This window comes from Pseudomonas sp. Snoq117.2, from assembly GCF_900110545.1.
GTDB lineage: Bacteria > Pseudomonadota > Gammaproteobacteria > Pseudomonadales > Pseudomonadaceae > Chryseomonas > Chryseomonas benzopyrenica.
Map to the genome: position 1 here is coordinate 1 of NZ_FOED01000010.1, position 16085 is coordinate 16085.

Annotated in this window: 16 protein-coding genes and 1 tRNA gene; 6 read left to right on the forward strand and 11 right to left on the reverse strand. The window is 60.4% G+C overall.

The genetic code is table 11. The features are described from left to right. Positions 1 to 227: 227 nt before the first annotated feature. From BMZ43_RS20045 to BMZ43_RS20095, 11 genes are read right to left on the reverse strand one after another with little or no spacing between them, the layout of a single operon-like run. Positions 228 to 1526 carry an STY4528 family pathogenicity island replication protein gene (locus BMZ43_RS20045; protein ID WP_256563064.1) on the reverse strand — a complete coding sequence of 433 codons (1299 nt, stop codon included), beginning with the start codon at positions 1524 to 1526 and terminating at the stop codon, positions 228 to 230. Continuing rightward, complete coding sequence (locus BMZ43_RS20050; RefSeq protein ID WP_093256025.1) at positions 1523 to 2299, reverse strand: STY4526/YPO1902 family pathogenicity island replication protein; 777 nt, start codon at positions 2297 to 2299, stop codon at positions 1523 to 1525. Before BMZ43_RS20050 ends, BMZ43_RS20045 begins: the two co-directional genes overlap by 4 nt. Before the next feature lie 37 nt (positions 2300 to 2336). After that, positions 2337 to 4085, reverse strand: coding sequence for a ParB family protein (locus BMZ43_RS20055; RefSeq protein WP_093256028.1), 1749 nt, complete (start codon positions 4083 to 4085; stop codon positions 2337 to 2339). Further along, positions 4082 to 4360, reverse strand: coding sequence for an Arc family DNA-binding protein (locus BMZ43_RS20060; RefSeq protein ID WP_093256031.1), 279 nt, complete (start codon positions 4358 to 4360; stop codon positions 4082 to 4084). Before BMZ43_RS20060 ends, BMZ43_RS20055 begins: the two co-directional genes overlap by 4 nt. Next, entirely contained in the window at positions 4357 to 4596 is a 240-nt protein-coding gene (locus tag BMZ43_RS20065; RefSeq protein WP_007160909.1) for a hypothetical protein, read from the reverse strand. Before BMZ43_RS20065 ends, BMZ43_RS20060 begins: the two co-directional genes overlap by 4 nt. Then, on the reverse strand, positions 4593 to 4982 hold the full coding sequence (locus BMZ43_RS20070) for a hypothetical protein (protein WP_093256034.1): 390 nt from the start codon (positions 4980 to 4982) through the stop codon (positions 4593 to 4595). The genes BMZ43_RS20065 and BMZ43_RS20070 overlap by 4 nt, the downstream gene beginning before the upstream one ends. 1 nt (position 4983) lies before the next feature. Next, a complete protein-coding gene (locus tag BMZ43_RS20075) occupies positions 4984 to 5415 on the reverse strand; it encodes a hypothetical protein (RefSeq protein WP_093256038.1) in 432 nt (143 codons plus the stop codon). Beyond that, on the reverse strand, positions 5412 to 6824 hold the full coding sequence (gene dnaB / locus BMZ43_RS20080; RefSeq protein WP_093256041.1) for a replicative DNA helicase: 1413 nt from the start codon (positions 6822 to 6824) through the stop codon (positions 5412 to 5414). The genes BMZ43_RS20075 and dnaB overlap by 4 nt, the downstream gene beginning before the upstream one ends. Next, positions 6821 to 7522: a DUF2786 domain-containing protein gene (locus BMZ43_RS20085; protein WP_093256044.1), complete on the reverse strand. Its 702-nt coding sequence runs from the start codon at positions 7520 to 7522 to the stop codon at positions 6821 to 6823. Before BMZ43_RS20085 ends, dnaB begins: the two co-directional genes overlap by 4 nt. Beyond that, positions 7522 to 8286 carry a hypothetical protein gene (locus BMZ43_RS20090; RefSeq protein WP_093256050.1) on the reverse strand — a complete coding sequence of 255 codons (765 nt, stop codon included), beginning with the start codon at positions 8284 to 8286 and terminating at the stop codon, positions 7522 to 7524. Before BMZ43_RS20090 ends, BMZ43_RS20085 begins: the two co-directional genes overlap by 1 nt. A gap of 1 nt (position 8287) precedes the next feature. Then, positions 8288 to 9148 carry a ParA family protein gene (locus tag BMZ43_RS20095; RefSeq protein ID WP_093256053.1) on the reverse strand — a complete coding sequence of 287 codons (861 nt, stop codon included), beginning with the start codon at positions 9146 to 9148 and terminating at the stop codon, positions 8288 to 8290. Between the two features lie 63 nt (positions 9149 to 9211). Between BMZ43_RS20095 and BMZ43_RS20100 the strand changes: the two genes are divergently transcribed. The 6 genes from BMZ43_RS20100 to BMZ43_RS26580 all read left to right on the forward strand — a co-directional run bounded on the left by BMZ43_RS20100 (position 9212) and on the right by BMZ43_RS26580 (position 16072). Beyond that, positions 9212 to 9285, forward strand: a tRNA-Lys gene (locus BMZ43_RS20100). Positions 9286 to 9617: 332 nt separating this feature from the next. Next, positions 9618 to 10151 (forward strand): GspH/FimT family pseudopilin, encoded by a 534-nt coding sequence (locus tag BMZ43_RS20105; protein ID WP_064307844.1) that lies wholly within the window; start codon positions 9618 to 9620, stop codon positions 10149 to 10151. Further along, a complete protein-coding gene (gene pilV / locus BMZ43_RS20110; protein WP_064307845.1) occupies positions 10152 to 10745 on the forward strand; it encodes a type IV pilus modification protein PilV in 594 nt (197 codons plus the stop codon). 1 nt (position 10746) lies between these two features. After that, a complete protein-coding gene (locus tag BMZ43_RS20115) occupies positions 10747 to 11544 on the forward strand; it encodes a PilW family protein (protein ID WP_064307846.1) in 798 nt (265 codons plus the stop codon). Then, positions 11541 to 12155: a pilus assembly PilX family protein gene (locus BMZ43_RS20120; RefSeq protein WP_064307847.1), complete on the forward strand. Its 615-nt coding sequence runs from the start codon at positions 11541 to 11543 to the stop codon at positions 12153 to 12155. Before BMZ43_RS20115 ends, BMZ43_RS20120 begins: the two co-directional genes overlap by 4 nt. Further along, complete coding sequence (locus BMZ43_RS26580; RefSeq protein ID WP_231893051.1) at positions 12152 to 16072, forward strand: pilus assembly protein; 3921 nt, start codon at positions 12152 to 12154, stop codon at positions 16070 to 16072. Before BMZ43_RS20120 ends, BMZ43_RS26580 begins: the two co-directional genes overlap by 4 nt. Positions 16073 to 16085: the final 13 nt, after the last annotated feature.

A 16085-nucleotide genomic window follows, 5' to 3' on the forward strand; every position in this document is an offset into this window, starting at 1 on the left:
GGAACCACCCATACGATCCAGGCGAGGGGTGTTTCCAGTGGAACCACCCGCGCGATTCAGCCGACCAGTGTTTCCAGTGGAACCACCCGTGCGATTCAGCCGACCGGTGTTTCCAGTGGAACCACTAGACGGATTCAGCAGCGCTCTGCGCTCATAGTTGGCACCCTGGCTGGCAGGCTTGTCCCGAACGCAACGGAGCCGTACTAGGCGTTGGTTGATAAGTGGCCTCATTGCTCACCTACTCCCCGGCCCATCGACCTCCGGATGCTCTTGAGCACTTCATTCCCGGTTTGTGCATCGCTGACAGCTTTAGGCTGGACAGCGGCCGGCTCGAATCTTGGAATTGTCAGCACCGAAGGGGCCTGGCTCGGCATGGCTGGAGCGGCTGATTGAGCTGCGGCTGGCTGCCAATCGGCGTTGAAGTCACCGGTCTGGGCCTTCTGGATAAGTTTCATCAGGTAGGCCAGAGGTTTCGCTACCCCGCCCGAAGCGCATCGAACGCCCCATTGCTTGACTAAGGACACTCGAATGTCAGCGGGAATGGCCATGATCGCGAGCTGGGCCCGCTGCTGCTGCTCCGACGTCATCCGTTGATAGGCACCCGGCCACACAATCTCCACGTCTGCCTGCTCGCGCAGTACAGAGCTTTTAGATACATCAGTAGTTGTATTCGTATACGTACTAGATGAGTTCGGATTCCGAACTAAGGGTGAAACCCCTAGCTTTTCACTGAGTTCGGATTCCGAACTGAGGCTCAGGACCTGATCAACTGGACTTTTTTGACTGAGTTCGGAATCCGAACTCAGGTGATTCATAGCTGCCAAGACCGGAGTTCGGAATCCGAACTCAGCGGGTGGCGTCGCTGCACGCGCTGGATCTTCCAGCGCCTGGGCACGGAAGCGCTCTCTGAACACCTCTACTCGAGTGGGCAGGTCCTGGGTCTCGCTGACCAGCATCTCGTCAAAGGTCAGGCCGGCGATCTCGCGTACTGAGGTGTTGGTGTGCTCCAAGCCGTTAGCCACGAGTGGCAGGAAGTCGTGATCGAGCTGTATGGCCTCGGAGTAGGCCACGGGCTCGTCGTGCAGGATGTAGATGTTGCCTTGTACCTGGCCGGTAACCGCGTCGCGAACACGGCGGCCGAGGCTCAGCCAGCGAGTCAAGCGCAGTACGGTCAAGGCCTTGGCCACGGTCTCACGCGAAGCAGGACGGCCTGGGTTATTGCCCAAGTAGGGGCGCAGCTGGTCGTAGGTCGGGAACGCAGTGACCCCGTCACCGTTCATGAGCAGGCGAAACACCTGCCAGGCGTTGCGCTCAAGGGGCGAGAGCCGATCATCGAGCAGCAGTCGGCGAGGAACGGTCTCGTGAGGGTTACCGCTGAAAACGATGCCGGCGAATTCCTTGGGTAGGTCTTCGCCGGTTTTTTGCTTGTAGTCGCGCTGGGCTTGGACATGGACGTTCAGGTGTGACGCTGCAACGTCCAGGGCGCGACCGAGTAGATGGGAGCCGCGTGGAGCAGTGGTTTTCACCTATTGTCGCCTTCTGCCGAATCCAGCTCGATCAAGCTCATTTGCCCAAGGGCAGCGGACTGATCCTCTTCTTGTACCTGGGGCAGGGCATCGCCAGCGGCTTGCTCATCACCAAGCTGCCGATCACGCCGCTTCCGAGCATCGGAGATCAGCAAGAGCGGTGCCCGGGCAATCTTGGGCGGGTAGAGGCCTTCGTTGAGCCAGGTCTGCACGAGATTCCAGATGAGGCCAAGGGTGATCTGATCGTGCTTGTCCTTGATGGACTCGAACGGGCCGTTGAGCTCCTCGGTGATCATCATGCAGATGTCGAGCAGAGCGATGGCGTCCTTGTGATCCACCTCATGAGCGCTCATCAGGTCCAGAAAGCGATACCAGACCTGATCGGTATCGTTGAGCCCTGCCACCCGGCCGGAGCGACCGGGGACGTTCAGAAGCTGGCGCACCACGCTGATCTCGCTGGGGGCCATGCCGAAGAACTCGCGGATCATGCCGTTGGTGGCACCCAGCTGGATGGCGCGATGCACGAGGCGGGTCTCGCGCTCATCGCGTTCGCAGTTCTCCAAGAGCTTCTTGACCATGTCGAGATCGATCTGAATCTTGCACCAGCGCGCCGGGGCATTTTTCAGGATGCTGTGCGCCTGGGGCTGACGCAGCAGGTTCAAGACTTCGACGTCCAGGCCAATATCCAGACAGCGCTGGACCTGGCCGTTGCGCAGGTGATGAAGGATCAGATCCATCAGCGCCTGGTTCATGGGGTTGTACTTCGTGGACATATGCGACTTCCTAATGCAGGTCCAGAAGGTGACCGGGCTACTGCCCGGCCTCGAGTTCGATTAGCCGGCGGGCGAGACGGATCACCCGAAACAACTTCACGACGGCGGCATCGGTCATGCGGCCTTCGGTGCTGGCTGGCTTGCTATCGAAAAGGGGATCGCCAAGGAGCAACTGGCCCAGGTTCAAGGCAAAGGTCGCGTTCTCTTCCGCGATGCTTGCCTTGAGCTCCTCGGCAGTCTCTGGATCACGCGACACCACGTAGCTGTACATGCCCGTCAACGACTGCAGGAATTGCCAAGAGGTTGTCCCGCGTGCGTTCAGCTCTGACTGAGGAGTAGAAAGCGTGAAGCCGAGTGCGTAATCGGTGGGCTTGAGCAGCTCACCAGGAACGTCGCACAGCTGGGCAATTTCAAAGACCAGCGTTCGCAGGACCTTACGCAGCTCCTCAGGGGTATCGGTGTTGCGCTCGATGTACCAGACGTCCGAGATGGCATGCAGGCCGCCGGCCTGGACAGGGATCGCGCGCAGGGCATCACTGTTGAAGTCAGGCAGGGTCTCGCCGTGCTCGGCCGCGATGCGGCGCTGAACGTCCCTTACCTTTTGACCGATGCCATCAGGCGTGACGATGTGGCCGTTCAAGCGAGCGGCGCGCTCTTCTTCGGATAGCTGCTCAGGATCCGGCGGGGTGTGCTGCGGCGGAGTGGTGTCGATTGCGCCTGAACCACCCGTACGCTCAGGGAGTGGCGGTGGTGTGGAAGGGGAGGCAGCTCCCTGCTTCTGCTTGCTGGGCGTTTCAGGTAATCGTTCGAGCGGGGGGCTGTTGCCAGGGGCGGAAGCTATAGCACTGGTAGCAGGAACCTGCGGAGCCTGGCCATCGGGTACCTGCACCCCCACGAGCTGCGAGCGGCGGCTGCTGTCTTGATGGTCAAGGATCGCCCCGAGTACTTCTTCATAGCCGACATCGAGAGCCCTACGGATCTGGCCGATCAGCTCATCCTGGATGGACTCGAATACGAAGTTGTCGGTGTGGCCATCGAAGTTGTTCAACACCTCCTGAAAAAGGATGTAGTAATCGTCTTCCGTTCCCTTGTACTTGCACCAGGCTTGCAAGGCCGCACTACGAAGCGCAAGAATTTTCTCGATCTGGGGCTTTCCTAACCCTGAATAGAGGAGACTAGGTACTGCTGGCAGCAGGATCCGCACCGCTTCCTGCATTTTGGAAAGATGCGAGTGCGAGATGGAGTAACCGTCTTCTTTGAGTTTGCGGGAAAACTCTCGGAGGGAAAGAGATCCACCAGACTCCATCAGGTAATGCTGCTTGATGGCTTCTAGGTGCACAGCACGCTCAATGAACATCAGGTTACCGCGTAGATCATTCTCAGCCAGATGACCAGTTAGCGAGACGATCTCACCGCGGTCAGACCAAGGACGAAAGAGACAATGGACACGGTAGTACCGCTCGTCTTTGGTCTCCCTCCAAAGGTCATTGAGAATTTCCAGGCGCGTATTACCACCAGTACGAATGATGAATTTCTCTTCACCCGGGCGCCTGGTTACAGGTGGAGGCTGATCAAGTCCCCGGGCCCTGATGGACTCCTTGATCTCATCATAGAGAGGATTCCGGGTTGTCCTGGGGTTGTGGTCGTAAGGCGCCATCTCGTCTAACGTCAGGACCATGGGCGTTTCCTTGATGGGATCCGCCAGGCGTGCGACAGGGGCGCTCGATCCGGGAAAGCCACCGGCCAACAGGCGTTGAGTGACTGCTTCGTTGCTGGGCTTGCTCATGCATGGATCTCCTGAGCAGCCCGAGCGGCGGGTCGGCTAGGCTCATCATTGGTGGCCAGCAACTGGTCGATGACGCGCTGCAGGCGAAAGACCTCATCCTCGAGCTCGAGCGTGCGGCCCATGCGGATGATGATCTCGGCGTTCATCGAGCGATGGGCCTGCTTGGCCGCCTCGGCGATCTGGGGACGCAGTCCCTTGGGAAAGCGGACGACGAACTTCTCATCCTCTGTTGCAGATTTCCGTACGGATGGCTTGCGCTTGGTTGCGGTAGTCATAGGGTCTGGTCCAATTCGTTCATAGGCTGGGCACGGCGCAGCTGGGCGCGGGCATTGAGGCCGGCGCGGCGATCGCTGGGCGTGAAAGACGTGAAGATGGGGCAGTAGCCAACTTTCAAGAACTTGACGTGGCCGCCCTTGGTACGGGCGACGATCCAGCCCTCGTCCAGGGCGAATGCCACTAGGTCCTGCAGGTTCTTGTTGGCACCACGTAGCGCATGGGCGGGCGTCGTCATGTGCGGCTACCCCCTTTCACGTACCCCACTTTGAAAGGCAGGCGATGCGCTCGGGCGAGGGCATGACAGCGTTCTAGGGGCTGCTGCAGGCGCTTGGACGCGGTGCGAAGGGTATCCCCGAGCAAGGCGCGGGCTCGAAGGAGCCGCACCAGGTCTTCATCGGGCACTTCGGTTGCCGGCTTGGCTTCGGCCAGCTGGCGCAGCTCCTCGCGCTGCGCGCTGATGACGAAACTCGGACCGCTGGCGGCGCGCTCGGTCGGCTTCACTTCGACGACTTGGCCACCTTTGGCAAGGAAGTCGTTCAGCGCTGCATCCAGCCTCTGCCGGTCACGTTCGCGATCGGTATGAGAAGGGAGATCCTGTTCAGGGGTGTGATGGGAGAGCATGTCATTGGCCTCCCGCCCGTTGCTGGAGCTGGTTGCCCGACTCAATTGCAACGATCTCGGCCAGACCATCGTCCTTGAACAGCAGATCCAGGGTCTTGATCAGCCCTGCCGCATCGTTTCGGGAGCCGGCGACGCGGAAGACGACGGTGGTGTCGTGGAAGGGACCAGGTGCTGGCTGATCGAAGACCTGCAAGGGCTCCACGTCGAGCGAATGGCAGACGCTGCAGGCTATGAACTCATCAGCGGTGAGGGGGCGGCGGCAGAGGTGATGGCCGCAGTTGCGGCACTGGTGAGTAACCCCAGACAACATGGCTTGCGGGCTCATCGAGCAGCTCCTAGCCGGCTCCCGCCGGCGAACGATCGAGGGGAAGGGCAGGGAAGAGGGTTGCGCCTCTTCGGTAGCGGGTATGAGGGCATCGGTCAGGAGATTCATGCATTCATCTCCTGCCAGGCCTGCGCGCTCAGGTTCTCGAAGCGCGTTTGTTTGGCGATGAAGGCGGCGCGGACCGTACCGACTTCACCGTTCCGGTGTTTGCCAACGATCAGCTCAGCGATGCCCTTGAACTCGGTATCCGGGTGGTAGTACTCGTCGCGGTACAGGAACATGATCACGTCCGCATCCTGCTCGATGGCGCCGGACTCACGCAGATCGGCAAGGCCAGGCCGCTTATTCGGCCGGGACTCCAGTCCCCGGTTGAGTTGGGAGAGCGCAATGACCGGGCACTTCATCTCTTTGGCAAGCGCCTTGAGCGAGCGAGAGATCTCGGCGATCTCGTTGGCGCGGTTCTCTTGGCCTTCGCAGCGCATCAACTGCAGGTAGTCGACCAGGATCAGGGCGGGCGGGCCGAAACGGCGCGCGGCACGACGAGCTCTGGCGCGCAGCATCGTGGGGGACAGGCCAGCCTGGTCGTCGATGACCAGGCGATCGCCAAAGCTGTTGATGGTGTTGACTGCCATCGTAAGCTTCGGCCAGTCCTCATCCTCCAGCTGTCCAAGCTTGAGCTTCGTGGCATCAATGTGCCCGATGATCGCCACTAGCCTGAGCATCAGCTGTTCAGCCGGCATCTCCAGGCTGTAGACCTGTACCGATTTGCCAAGCGCATGATGGAGCGCTTTGGTGATGCAGTTGAGCAAAAAGGCGGTCTTGCCCATGGCTGGGCGGGCACCGACGATGATCAGGTCGGTGTCCTGCCATCCCGAGGTGAGGGCATCCAGATCGTTCAGGCCTGAGGGAACGCCCGTCACCGGCATAGGGTTGTTGAAGCGCTCGTCGATGGTGTCGATCAGCTTGCTCAACGTTGCAGTGACGTTGCAGAACTCGGCGCCCTTGCGGTCTTGGCCAAGCGCGAACAGACGCTGCTCGGTCTGCTCCTGCACTTCGGCGGCATTGGCACCTGGTGCTGACGCCGCGCGGCTGCTGGCAAAGCCCAGCAGGATCAGGCGGCGCAGATGCGCGCGCTGGGCGACGATCTCCGCGTACGCGACGATGTTGGCCACCGAGGGGGTGTCTTTGGCCAAGGTCCCCAAATAGGCAAGGCCGCCCACCTCGTCGACGTCGGGCATCACCTCTGCGAGGGTCACGACATCGAAGGGCTGCGATTGCGAGGCGAGCAGGGCGATTCGCCGGAATATGAGCTGGTGGGGCCGGAAGAAGAAGTCTTCCTCCAGTAGCACGTCAGCGATCAGGTCCCAGGTGCTGTTGTCGAGCATCAGTCCGCCCAGGACGGACTGCTCGGCCTCTTGAGAGTGAGGCGGGACCAAGCTGGCTGCTACGTGCTCAGCGTCTGAGACATGCACGGTGTGATCGTGGGCGGAGACTTCTAGGAGCTGAGCGACGCTCATGGCCGACCTCCCAGCGCCACCTGATCGCGGCGCTGGCCAACGCCGCGGTGGAGCTGAGCTTGAGTCCCCAGCTCGTAGCCCTGGTAGCGCGCCCGCACGTCGTGGCCTTTAGCCTCCAGGTGCTCAAGCTCGACGGTGGTCAGGTCAGGATGGTGAACGGCCAGGTAGGCGTCGATGACGCGCTGGGTCTCATCAGGTTTGCCCTTGGCGAACTGGTGGACCTTGACGCTGACTGCTTCGATCCAGCCTTCGGCGAAGACTTGGCCGCGGCGGCGTTTGGTGGCCAGCTTGCAGCGAGTTTGACTGCGGACGAACACCTTGCGCGCGGCCAGGAGCTGCTGGTGGAGCGCGGAATAGGCGTAGCTGGCCATTTCAGGCCCGACACCGATACCAACGAACTTGAAAGCCCAGCCCAGGCGCTGATCACGAAAGGCCAAGGGATCGCAATCGAATGCCTGGGCACACACCAGTGCGAGCTGGTGAAGCCAATGGGCGGGTGCTTTGCGGGTGCCGGTGGCAACGACTGCTTCGCTGGCCAGCACCGCCTGGACGTCAACGTCCATGAGGTTGTGCTGCTGCATGAGCTTACGCGCCTGACGAAGCGCGATCTCAGCTTCGTTCGGGGCGGCGCCGGCGTCCTTGGCCAGGGCGAAGCACTTGGCGACGCGCTCTAGGATCTTCTGCTTGTTGGTGTCCATCAGGCAGCCCCTCCTTGCGAAGGGGCCGCTGCCGGTGCCGGGTTTGACACCAGTACGACTTCCTGAAGCGCCTCTGTCCAGACCTTGAGGGTCTCCTGAGCGCTTGGCTTGGAGAGCTGAGCCTCCCGGACTTCTGCGATACGCTCGTGGAGTGCCTTCAGCCGTTCGGCGGGTGTGTGGCCAGGATGAACCAGGTGGCGTTCGACGGAGTATTTCAGGTCGGCGATGAGACTGGATATTTGGTCCAGACGCCAGCTGCGCTCACTGGACCACTTGGGAGCGTGGCTTTGCATCATGTCGCGAAGCTGATGATCCTCCTTCAGCATCCAGCCGTCGGTAACAGGCCTAATGGCGATGTACAGCTTCAGTACGTCGATCTGCTGCTCGACCGTCGTGGTCGGCAGCTGGAAGTGCTGGGCGACCAGCTGCGTCGCTTGTCGCTCGCGTTGCTCACGAAGCTTGGCGGCAGCCTTCTCCTCGCGCGCCTTCCGTTCCTTGGCGTGCTCGACGTTGTACTTCACCGAGTCCAGTAGTGCAGCAGCGTTGCTCAGCAGCTCGCGCTGCTCCTGGGAGAGCCTCGCGCCGAGGCGGCCGTGGATCGAGTTGCCGTACTGGGTCAGCGCACGAAGCTCGCGGGCCGCGCTGGAGAGCCCGGTCTGTACCTTACGGAAATCCTTCGTGTCGTAGAAGTTTCCCTGTTCCAGCACCACGTCTGCAGTTATGCCGATGGCCTGGGTCAGATCATGATTTTGGGGAGTGGCCATCTCACTTGCCCTCTCTCACCAGGGCATGCACGGCCGATTCGTTCAGGGCCATGAAGCGCTCAGTCCACTCGGGGAAGAGTTCGATGGCGAGGTTGCGGATGACCTGCAGGGCAGCGGGTGCCTGACGGTTGCTAGGCTGCCTGTACTCCAGACGATGTGCAGGGACCCCATGAGTGGCCGACTCGCAATAGACAACTGCATCAGGGATGACGGTATCTATGACCTGGATATCGGAATGGCCACGGAAGGTCTCCCGGATCGTCGCATCCAGCTGGCGGGCGTCTGAGGTGAGATCCAGACCGTTCACTACGGCTTTGATGGGCGGTACCGGCAGCCCAAGGCGGGCATAGGGTCGGAGTCCGTCCAGCATCTGCAGCGTGCCGCGGTTGAATTCGCGGGCGGATAGCATTTCAGGGGGGAGGGGGGAGACGGCGAGGTCCGAAGCGAGCATCACCATCTCGAGGAGCACGGTGCGGGCGCCCTGCGTATCGATCAGCACCAGGTCGAAGTCGTCCTGGAAGATGTCCTTGAGATGAGCCAGGCGAAGCCGGCCATCGGGCGCCTGCAGGAGGAGGTTGATCAGGTGGTTGTGCGGATCGTTGGAATAGATCAGCGACAGATTCTGGATATTCGTCTTGGAGACGATGCGGTCGAGGCGTGTCTCGTTGCTGGCGATCAGCTCAAAGACGCCGCAGGGGGCGGGCTCGACAAGGTCGTAGTAGGACGAAAGGGAAGGCTGGACAGGATCCAGGTCGATCAGTAGGGTGCGGAGCCCCGCATCGGCACAGAACGCGCCTAGGTTGGCGGTCTTGGTGGTTTTTCCTGTACCGCCCTTGGTCGAAATCGCAGATGTAGTTTTCAAATTTGCAGCCTCTAATGGGTTCATTAGAGGCCGCTTGTTTTCACTGAGAGGCGCGTCGCGCCTGGGTGTAGTGGTGGGTCAAAAGCAATTGGCTTTTAACCAATTGGTCGCAGGTTCGAATCCTGCACGACCCACCATTTTTACCAGGAACCCTCCGCAAGGAGGGTTTTTGCGTTTTGGCGCATTACTTTTTTCCTTCGAGATCCAATTTGTGCTGGAAAGGGGCTGATCCCGCCAGTACGCCAGACAAGGCGCGCTCGACGTCCTTCTACTTCACAGGGGTACCGTGAAAAAGTCGCGCCTAGGTTGGCCTGCCTCGCTTCCATCACGTCGCGCTCTATTCCGCTCATCTCTGGCAAACGCCGTCATCCAAGCTGCGTCCCGCGCCTATCAAGGCGATAGCCGGTCATAGCGACCGTCTGAGGCCTTACTACTATCAGGTGAAGTAACGGGTTTTCAGGCGGCGGGAATGCAGTCGAAACGCCTCTCGGGCTTCACGCTTATCGAGGTCTTGATCGTCGTGGCGCTGCTGGGCATCGTCACGGCACTGGCGGCGCCGGGCTTCGCCGGTCTGGTTCAGAGCAACCGCGTCCAGGCGGCAGCGGGGGAGTTGCAGCGCGCCCTCTATTACGCCCGTAGCGAGGCCATGAGCCGGGGCGTGAACGTCATCGTCACCACCGAACCGGAAGATGCCAATGGCTGGATGGGGGCCCTGAAAATCAGCACCGTCGAGACGGTGGTACTGCCTACTGCCGAGGTGTTGCGCCGTTATAGCGGCGGGCTAGGTACGGGAGTCAATGGCACAGGATCCTTAGGAGGGACGCCGCTGACCAAGCTGACCTTCCAGCCCAACGGCAGTGTGAAGCTCGAAGGCGAGGCCATCATTCTTGTCTGCGCTACCAATGCACTCGCCCAAGGTAGGCAATTTAACCTCAAACAGGGCGGGCGGCTGACCGTCAAGGAATACACGCCCAATCGGCCCAGCGCGGTGGGGTGTAGTTAGATGAACGGACGGTCAAGTGGCTTCAGCATGATTGAGGTATTGGTCAGTCTGGTGATTATCTGCATCGGCGTGCTGGGCATGGTGGCCCTGCAGACGCGTAGCGTGGCGCTGTCCCAGGACTCGATACAGCGCAGCAACGCCATGGTGCTGGCCAACGACCTATTCGAGCTGATGCGCAGCAATCGCGATCAGGTGATCGCCAGCGACAAGGTCAAGATCGACGGGGCCTACATCAAGCAGCCTGGTACCAACTTTCGCACCAAGGCACTCGATGCCGGCAAGACCTGCCTGACCCGGGATCGTTCCGCAGGCGGGGAAACGGTCGCCTGGCAGGATCTGGGGTGTTGGCTGAATCAGGTAAAGGCGCTGCTACCCGTGACGGACGCCTTGATCGCCAGCAGTTTCGCAGTGTGTCCAGCGTCCAAGGTGCCTCTCTTGCCAGCCAGTCCCACTGATCCAGGGATACCGCTGACTGTCTGCGAAAACACCGCACGAGCAACGGTGATGGTAGTAATCGCCTGGCAAGACGTTAGTAATGATCAACTGAATTGCCCGGCTGGTATCTGTTATTACGCTCTACGCTCGGAGTTATGACATGAGCCTTGGACGTTTTACACTTGGCCGGCATCAGGGCTTTTCACTCATCGAAATGATGATCGCCCTGACTGTGGGTACCTTCCTAGTGCTGGGCGTCTCGCAGATCTATATCAACAACAAGCGCAGCTTTCTCTTCCAGCAGGGCCAGACCGGCAATCGCAATAACGCCCAGCTGATCTTCCAGGTACTCGATAGGCAACTCGCGCGCACTGGCTTCCGCGCCGACATCCGCTATCAGGGCAATTTGGAGGCAGCCTTTCCCAAGATTGACTCCAAGGAAGATCCAGTCGATGGCATCAAATGCCCTGTCTTTGACCCTGGCGTTACCATTGGCGCGACTACGGACAGCGTCGAGGCGCCTACCGGGGTCTGCATTCGCTATCAGGGGGCGCTGGACGGCAAGGACCTGGATTGCCTGGGTAACGTCATTCCCCGGGTGAATCTCAACACCGGCGGTAACGTCCTGATAAAGCTGCGATATACGGCAAGCGATATTCCAGGCGATGGCACTCTGAGATGCACGGTCTGGAGCGAGCGAGATGGCACTCTAACCCCAAAAGGTAGCGAGGTGCTGGTGCAGGGGTTGCAGGACTTTCGCTGGTCCATTCCATCCAAGGCAGATGCGCCTGCGGTGCGTTACGTGGCGCTACTCAACACCCGTGAGGCGCTGCCTAGTGAAGTGGCCAGCAATGCGGCTGCTAACTGGAAAACCCTGACAGGGCTGCAGGTCGCTGAGACCAATCGACCCATGCAGATACTGCAGAGTACCGTCACCCTGAGGAATCTTGCGCTATGAGTCGGGTCAGCATCAGGCAACGCGGTGCGACCTTGCTGATCGCTCTTGTGATGTTATTGCTGCTGTCGCTGTTGGCCGCTTCCAGCATGCGTCAGACCTTGCTGCAGGCCCGCAGCGGCGGCGCCGCCCTGGAAAATACCCAGGCCTTCAATGCCGCGGAAGCGGCGTTACGCGAAGGTGAGCGGCGATTGGTGGACCTCAGTCAGCAACCGTCCTTTACCGCCTTCAGCGCAGGTTTCGCTAGCTGCCTGGATAGCGTGCCTACCTTGAAGAAGGCGTTCGCCAAATCTCCTAGCGGTGACCTGTGCATCCTTACCAAGGCCAGCGACCTCAATACCAGCGCCCTGACCCAGGCCTGGGCTGTCGCGGCGCTGCAGCTGAATCAGGACGATCTCCTGGCGCCAACGGCGCGTACGGTCGCCTATCGTGGCTCCGATGGCAGCGCTTCCTTCGCCCAGACACCCCGTTGGGTAGTGACGGCCATCGGCAGCAGCTCGGTCGATGTCTCGGCGCCAGCGACCAATCTGTTCCGGGTGACCGCCGTCGCGCAGGACCGAGGTAGGCGCTTCCCGGTGATTCTGCAGAGCGTCGTCTCGCTGGAGGTGCCATGAGTCGAGTCGTACTGGGAGTCGTCGTTCTGATGGCTGTGGTAGGTGTAGACCGCGTCCAGGCTGCGGCATTGAATCTTAGTCAGCAGCCCTTGTTCCTGACCAACAGCGTCGGCCCCAATCTGTTTGTGACCCTGGACAACTCCACCAGCATGCAGATGGCGGTGGTACCAGATGCGTCGAATACCGATGCCATCCGACCAACCCGCCGCGCCAAATCGGCAGCCTTCAACAGTCTCTACTACAACCCGGCGATCACTTATCCGGCGCCTTATACGGTGAGCTATAGCAGTACGGGCGGGCTGACCCGCACGCGACTGTCCACCAGCTTTACTACTGCCTATGTAAACGGCTATCGACCAAGCCTGGGTAGCGTCAATCTGTCCACCGATTACCGGGTGAGCTGGAGTTACAACCCTAATCTGGTCACCACCGATCTTAATCTGGCCCGAGGCAATGCATACGGCAATCCAGGGTTGCAGAACAATAGTCCGAGCATGTTGGCCGAGAATCCTTCCCAGGATTTTTTTAGTAGCGGCACCTACCGTGGGACCAGTTCGACCTATGGCACCCTCACGCTGCTCAACATTCTGCTGGGGGCTGGCTTCACCGAGAACGTCAATGGTGCTCAGGTCAGTATCAGCGACGCCTCTTTGCTGCAGCGCTTGCTGACCGGGGCGGCGCTTAATGGCGGTTGTAGCGCGAGCATCGCTAATACGCCGACCGTTACCTACAGCAACGCTACCTGTACCCGCAACGTGAACTATGGGCTGCTCGGGGTGATTTCTTCGGTCAACTATACGATCACAGCCAACACCAACGTCTCTGCTGCCATTACCGGCGTACAGGCCTATTACTATCTCTACGATACGGCGCTCGGTACCTGTCTTCCTGCCGCTCTGCAGTCCGATGGCTGCTACCGGCGGGTGCTGGTCAGCCCCACCTCCGGCCCCAATGGCACGGACGAGCGACAGAACTTCGCCAACTGGTATTCCTTCTATCGTAGCCGCGCTTTAGCGGCTCAAACCGCGACCAATCTGGCTTTGGCAGATGCCTCGGAAAATATCCGGCTAGGTTGGCAGGCACTTGGCACCAGCGACAGCTGCATCCTGGTGACAGCCAATGCCAACTGCCGCGGCATAGGCAATTCGAGTCCGGCCACCTACGACAATCGCCTGCGGCCCTTTACGGGCGCGCACAGGGCGGCTTTCTTCACCTGGCTGGGTGATGTCTACTACAACCAGAGTACGCCCCTGCTCCAGGCGGTCGCCCGGGTTGGCGAACTGCTCAAGACTACGGGCAGTGAAAGCCCCTATGCTTCTCAGCCAGGTAGTAGCGAAGCGCCGGTCTATGGGTGTCGTGCCAGCTACAGTCTGGTGGTGACCGATGGTATCTGGAACTCTGCACTGAATTCCGGCAACGTCGACGGTACCGCCGCTACCTTACCAGACGCCCAGCAGTACTCCCCCCAGGCACCGTTCCAGGACGGTACCTCCAGCACTCTTGCAGATCTGGCCTTTCTCTACTGGCGTACCGATGCCCAGCCCAACCTGGACAACAAGGTGCCTCCCTACAATACGGTCGGCACCAACGAGACCCAGAGCACCCGAACGCTATCTCCCTACTGGAACCCCCGCAACGATCCGGCGACCTGGCAGCATCTCACCGGCTTCTACGTCGGCATCGGGCTGAGCAGCGCCCTGGTCAATCCGGCCTGGGGTGGCGATACTTTCTCCGGTGGTTATGCGGGATTGGCAGCGGGCACCACGGCCTGGCCAGTGGCCGGAGCGGACAACTCGGTCAATCAGAACAACGTCTATGACCTCTGGCATGCCGCTATCAACTCGCGCGGTGAGTTCTTTAGCGCCGAGAACGCCAGCGATCTGATCACCTCCCTTGGCAAGGTGGTCACGCGTATCAGCCAATCCACCAGTGTCGGTGCCAGCCAGACCGTTTCTCCTACCCAGGTAGGAGACACCACCGCGCTCTTTGCCTATGTCCCCTCCTTTTCCAGTGCCGACTGGAGCGGGGACGTCATCAAGTACCAGCGCACCGCCTCCACCCGCACGCGGATCTGGAGCGCTGCTCAGCGGCTGACTACCCGCTTCCCTCCTGGCAACACCGACTTTGCCACCCGCCAGATCTACATGGCCAAGGATGGCGCCTTGACCGATTTCACCTGGGCGAAGCTGACTGTCGATCAACAACTCTTACTCAATAGGACCTCGGGCGGCGCCACTGACACCTACGGCAGTCGCCGGGTGGATTATCTGCGCGGGGATCGCAGCCTGGAAACGCCCGGAGCCACGCCGTCCTTGCGCCCGCGTAGCCAGATCCTCGGTGACATCGTGAATTCCTCACCGGTGGTGGTGGACGCTCCCAACAGCCCCATCGCCCTAATGAACGCGATGGTAGGCAACGATACCTACGCGACCTTTCGCACCAAAAATGCGTCCCGGGCACGACGCATCTATGTAGGGGCCAACGACGGCATGCTGCATGCCTTCGATGACCAGGGGCAGGAAGTCTTTGCCTTCGTCCCCAGCGCCGTCATGGCCAATCTCCCGCGGCTGACTGAGCGCAGTTACAACGGTGGTGGCCATCAGTCCTACGTCGACAACACGCCGGTAGTGGGGGACGTCTATTTCGGCAGCGCCTGGCGTACTGTGCTGATCGGCACGCTGCGTGGAGGAGGGCGGGGTATCTTCGCCCTGGACATCACTAATCCCGACGCGCCGAAATTGCTCTGGGAAAAGTCAGCTGCGGATGCCGACTATAAGAACCTGGGCTTCACCTATGGTCAGCCCGTGATCACTCGACTGCACACGGGAAGCTGGGGCGTGGTAGTCAGCAACGGCTACAACAGTGATCAAGATAACGCGGTACTCTATGTGATGAACGTGGCCAATGGCAGCCTGGTCAAGGCCCTGCCGGTCAGTGACGGCCAGGCCACCCCCAACGGTCTGAGTTCGCCCTTCGTCGCCGATGTCGATGGCGACCTGATCGCCGACTATGCCTACGCCGGCGATCTGCGCGGCAACCTCTGGCGCTTCGACCTGATCGGTAGCTCACTGACCGCGTCGGCTTTACCAAATGACTTGCGGGTGGCCTTTGGCGGCCGCCCGCTGTACACCGCCCAGGCCAGCAGTGTCGCGCGCGGTATTACCAATCTGGCTCAGCCTATCACCGCAAGTCCTTTGGTGATCGCCCATCCCAGTGGAGCAGGGCACCTGGTGATATTTGGCACCGGCAAGTACCTCGAAGCCAACGATGCCATCGCCAACCCCAACAAGGCCATGACCCTCTATGGCATCTGGGATCGCCAGACCGATGGCTCAGCAGCTGGCAGTACCCCGGCGCTGACCACTGCCAATCTGCAGCAACAGACCCTGGGCAACGATCAGCGCATCAGCTACACCAGCTCCGCCGGATCCAGCGTCAGCAGTACGGCGAATACCGTCTTTACGACCTCGGTGAGCTGGTACGATCCGGCTACGGCCGCCAGCGGCAAACGGGGCTGGTACCTCAATCTGCCTCTCAACGGCGAGCTAGTCATCAACAAGCCCCAGCTATTCAGCGGCACCCTGTTGATGAGCTCCCTGATACCCAGCACCGATGCCTGTACCGCCGGAGTCACTACCTACCTCTATGCCCTGAATCCCTATACCGGGGGTAACAACAGTGGCCTGTTCAATCTTGGTGTGGATACGGTCTATGGCCGCCTCCAGCTGGACGGTCTGCTGGGCGGAATCGTGCCTTTCGTCTATGGTGATGGCACCTTCAGCGTAGAGGGCACCCTGGCCGATGCAGTGCTCTACGGTAGCAGTGGTAAGCAGCGAGGAGGGGGTGGTGGAGATTTACCATCCAGCCGCCGCCAAACCTGGCGTGTCATCACCAACCAGGACTATCCCGATCCTTAGGAATCGAGAACTC

Bases quoted from the DNA above. Each gene is read 5' to 3' on its own strand.
- BMZ43_RS20050 (WP_093256025.1), bottom strand. From the start codon at position 2,299: ATGTCCACGAAGTACAACCCCATGAACCAGGCGCTGATGGATCTGATC.
- BMZ43_RS20055 (WP_093256028.1), bottom strand. From the start codon at position 4,085: ATGAGCAAGCCCAGCAACGAAGCAGTCACTCAACGCCTGTTGGCCGGT.
- BMZ43_RS20060 (WP_093256031.1), bottom strand. From the start codon at position 4,360: ATGACTACCGCAACCAAGCGCAAGCCATCCGTACGGAAATCTGCAACA.
- BMZ43_RS20065 (WP_007160909.1), bottom strand. From the start codon at position 4,596: ATGACGACGCCCGCCCATGCGCTACGTGGTGCCAACAAGAACCTGCAG.
- BMZ43_RS20070 (WP_093256034.1), bottom strand. From the start codon at position 4,982: ATGCTCTCCCATCACACCCCTGAACAGGATCTCCCTTCTCATACCGAT.
- BMZ43_RS20075 (WP_093256038.1), bottom strand. From the start codon at position 5,415: ATGAATCTCCTGACCGATGCCCTCATACCCGCTACCGAAGAGGCGCAA.
- dnaB (WP_093256041.1), bottom strand. From the start codon at position 6,824: ATGAGCGTCGCTCAGCTCCTAGAAGTCTCCGCCCACGATCACACCGTG.
- BMZ43_RS20085 (WP_093256044.1), bottom strand. From the start codon at position 7,522: ATGGACACCAACAAGCAGAAGATCCTAGAGCGCGTCGCCAAGTGCTTC.
- BMZ43_RS20090 (WP_093256050.1), bottom strand. From the start codon at position 8,286: ATGGCCACTCCCCAAAATCATGATCTGACCCAGGCCATCGGCATAACT.
- BMZ43_RS20105 (WP_064307844.1), top strand. From the start codon at position 9,618: ATGCAGTCGAAACGCCTCTCGGGCTTCACGCTTATCGAGGTCTTGATC.
- pilV (WP_064307845.1), top strand. From the start codon at position 10,152: ATGAACGGACGGTCAAGTGGCTTCAGCATGATTGAGGTATTGGTCAGT.
- BMZ43_RS20115 (WP_064307846.1), top strand. From the start codon at position 10,747: ATGAGCCTTGGACGTTTTACACTTGGCCGGCATCAGGGCTTTTCACTC.
- BMZ43_RS20120 (WP_064307847.1), top strand. From the start codon at position 11,541: ATGAGTCGGGTCAGCATCAGGCAACGCGGTGCGACCTTGCTGATCGCT.
- BMZ43_RS26580 (WP_231893051.1), top strand. From the start codon at position 12,152: ATGAGTCGAGTCGTACTGGGAGTCGTCGTTCTGATGGCTGTGGTAGGT.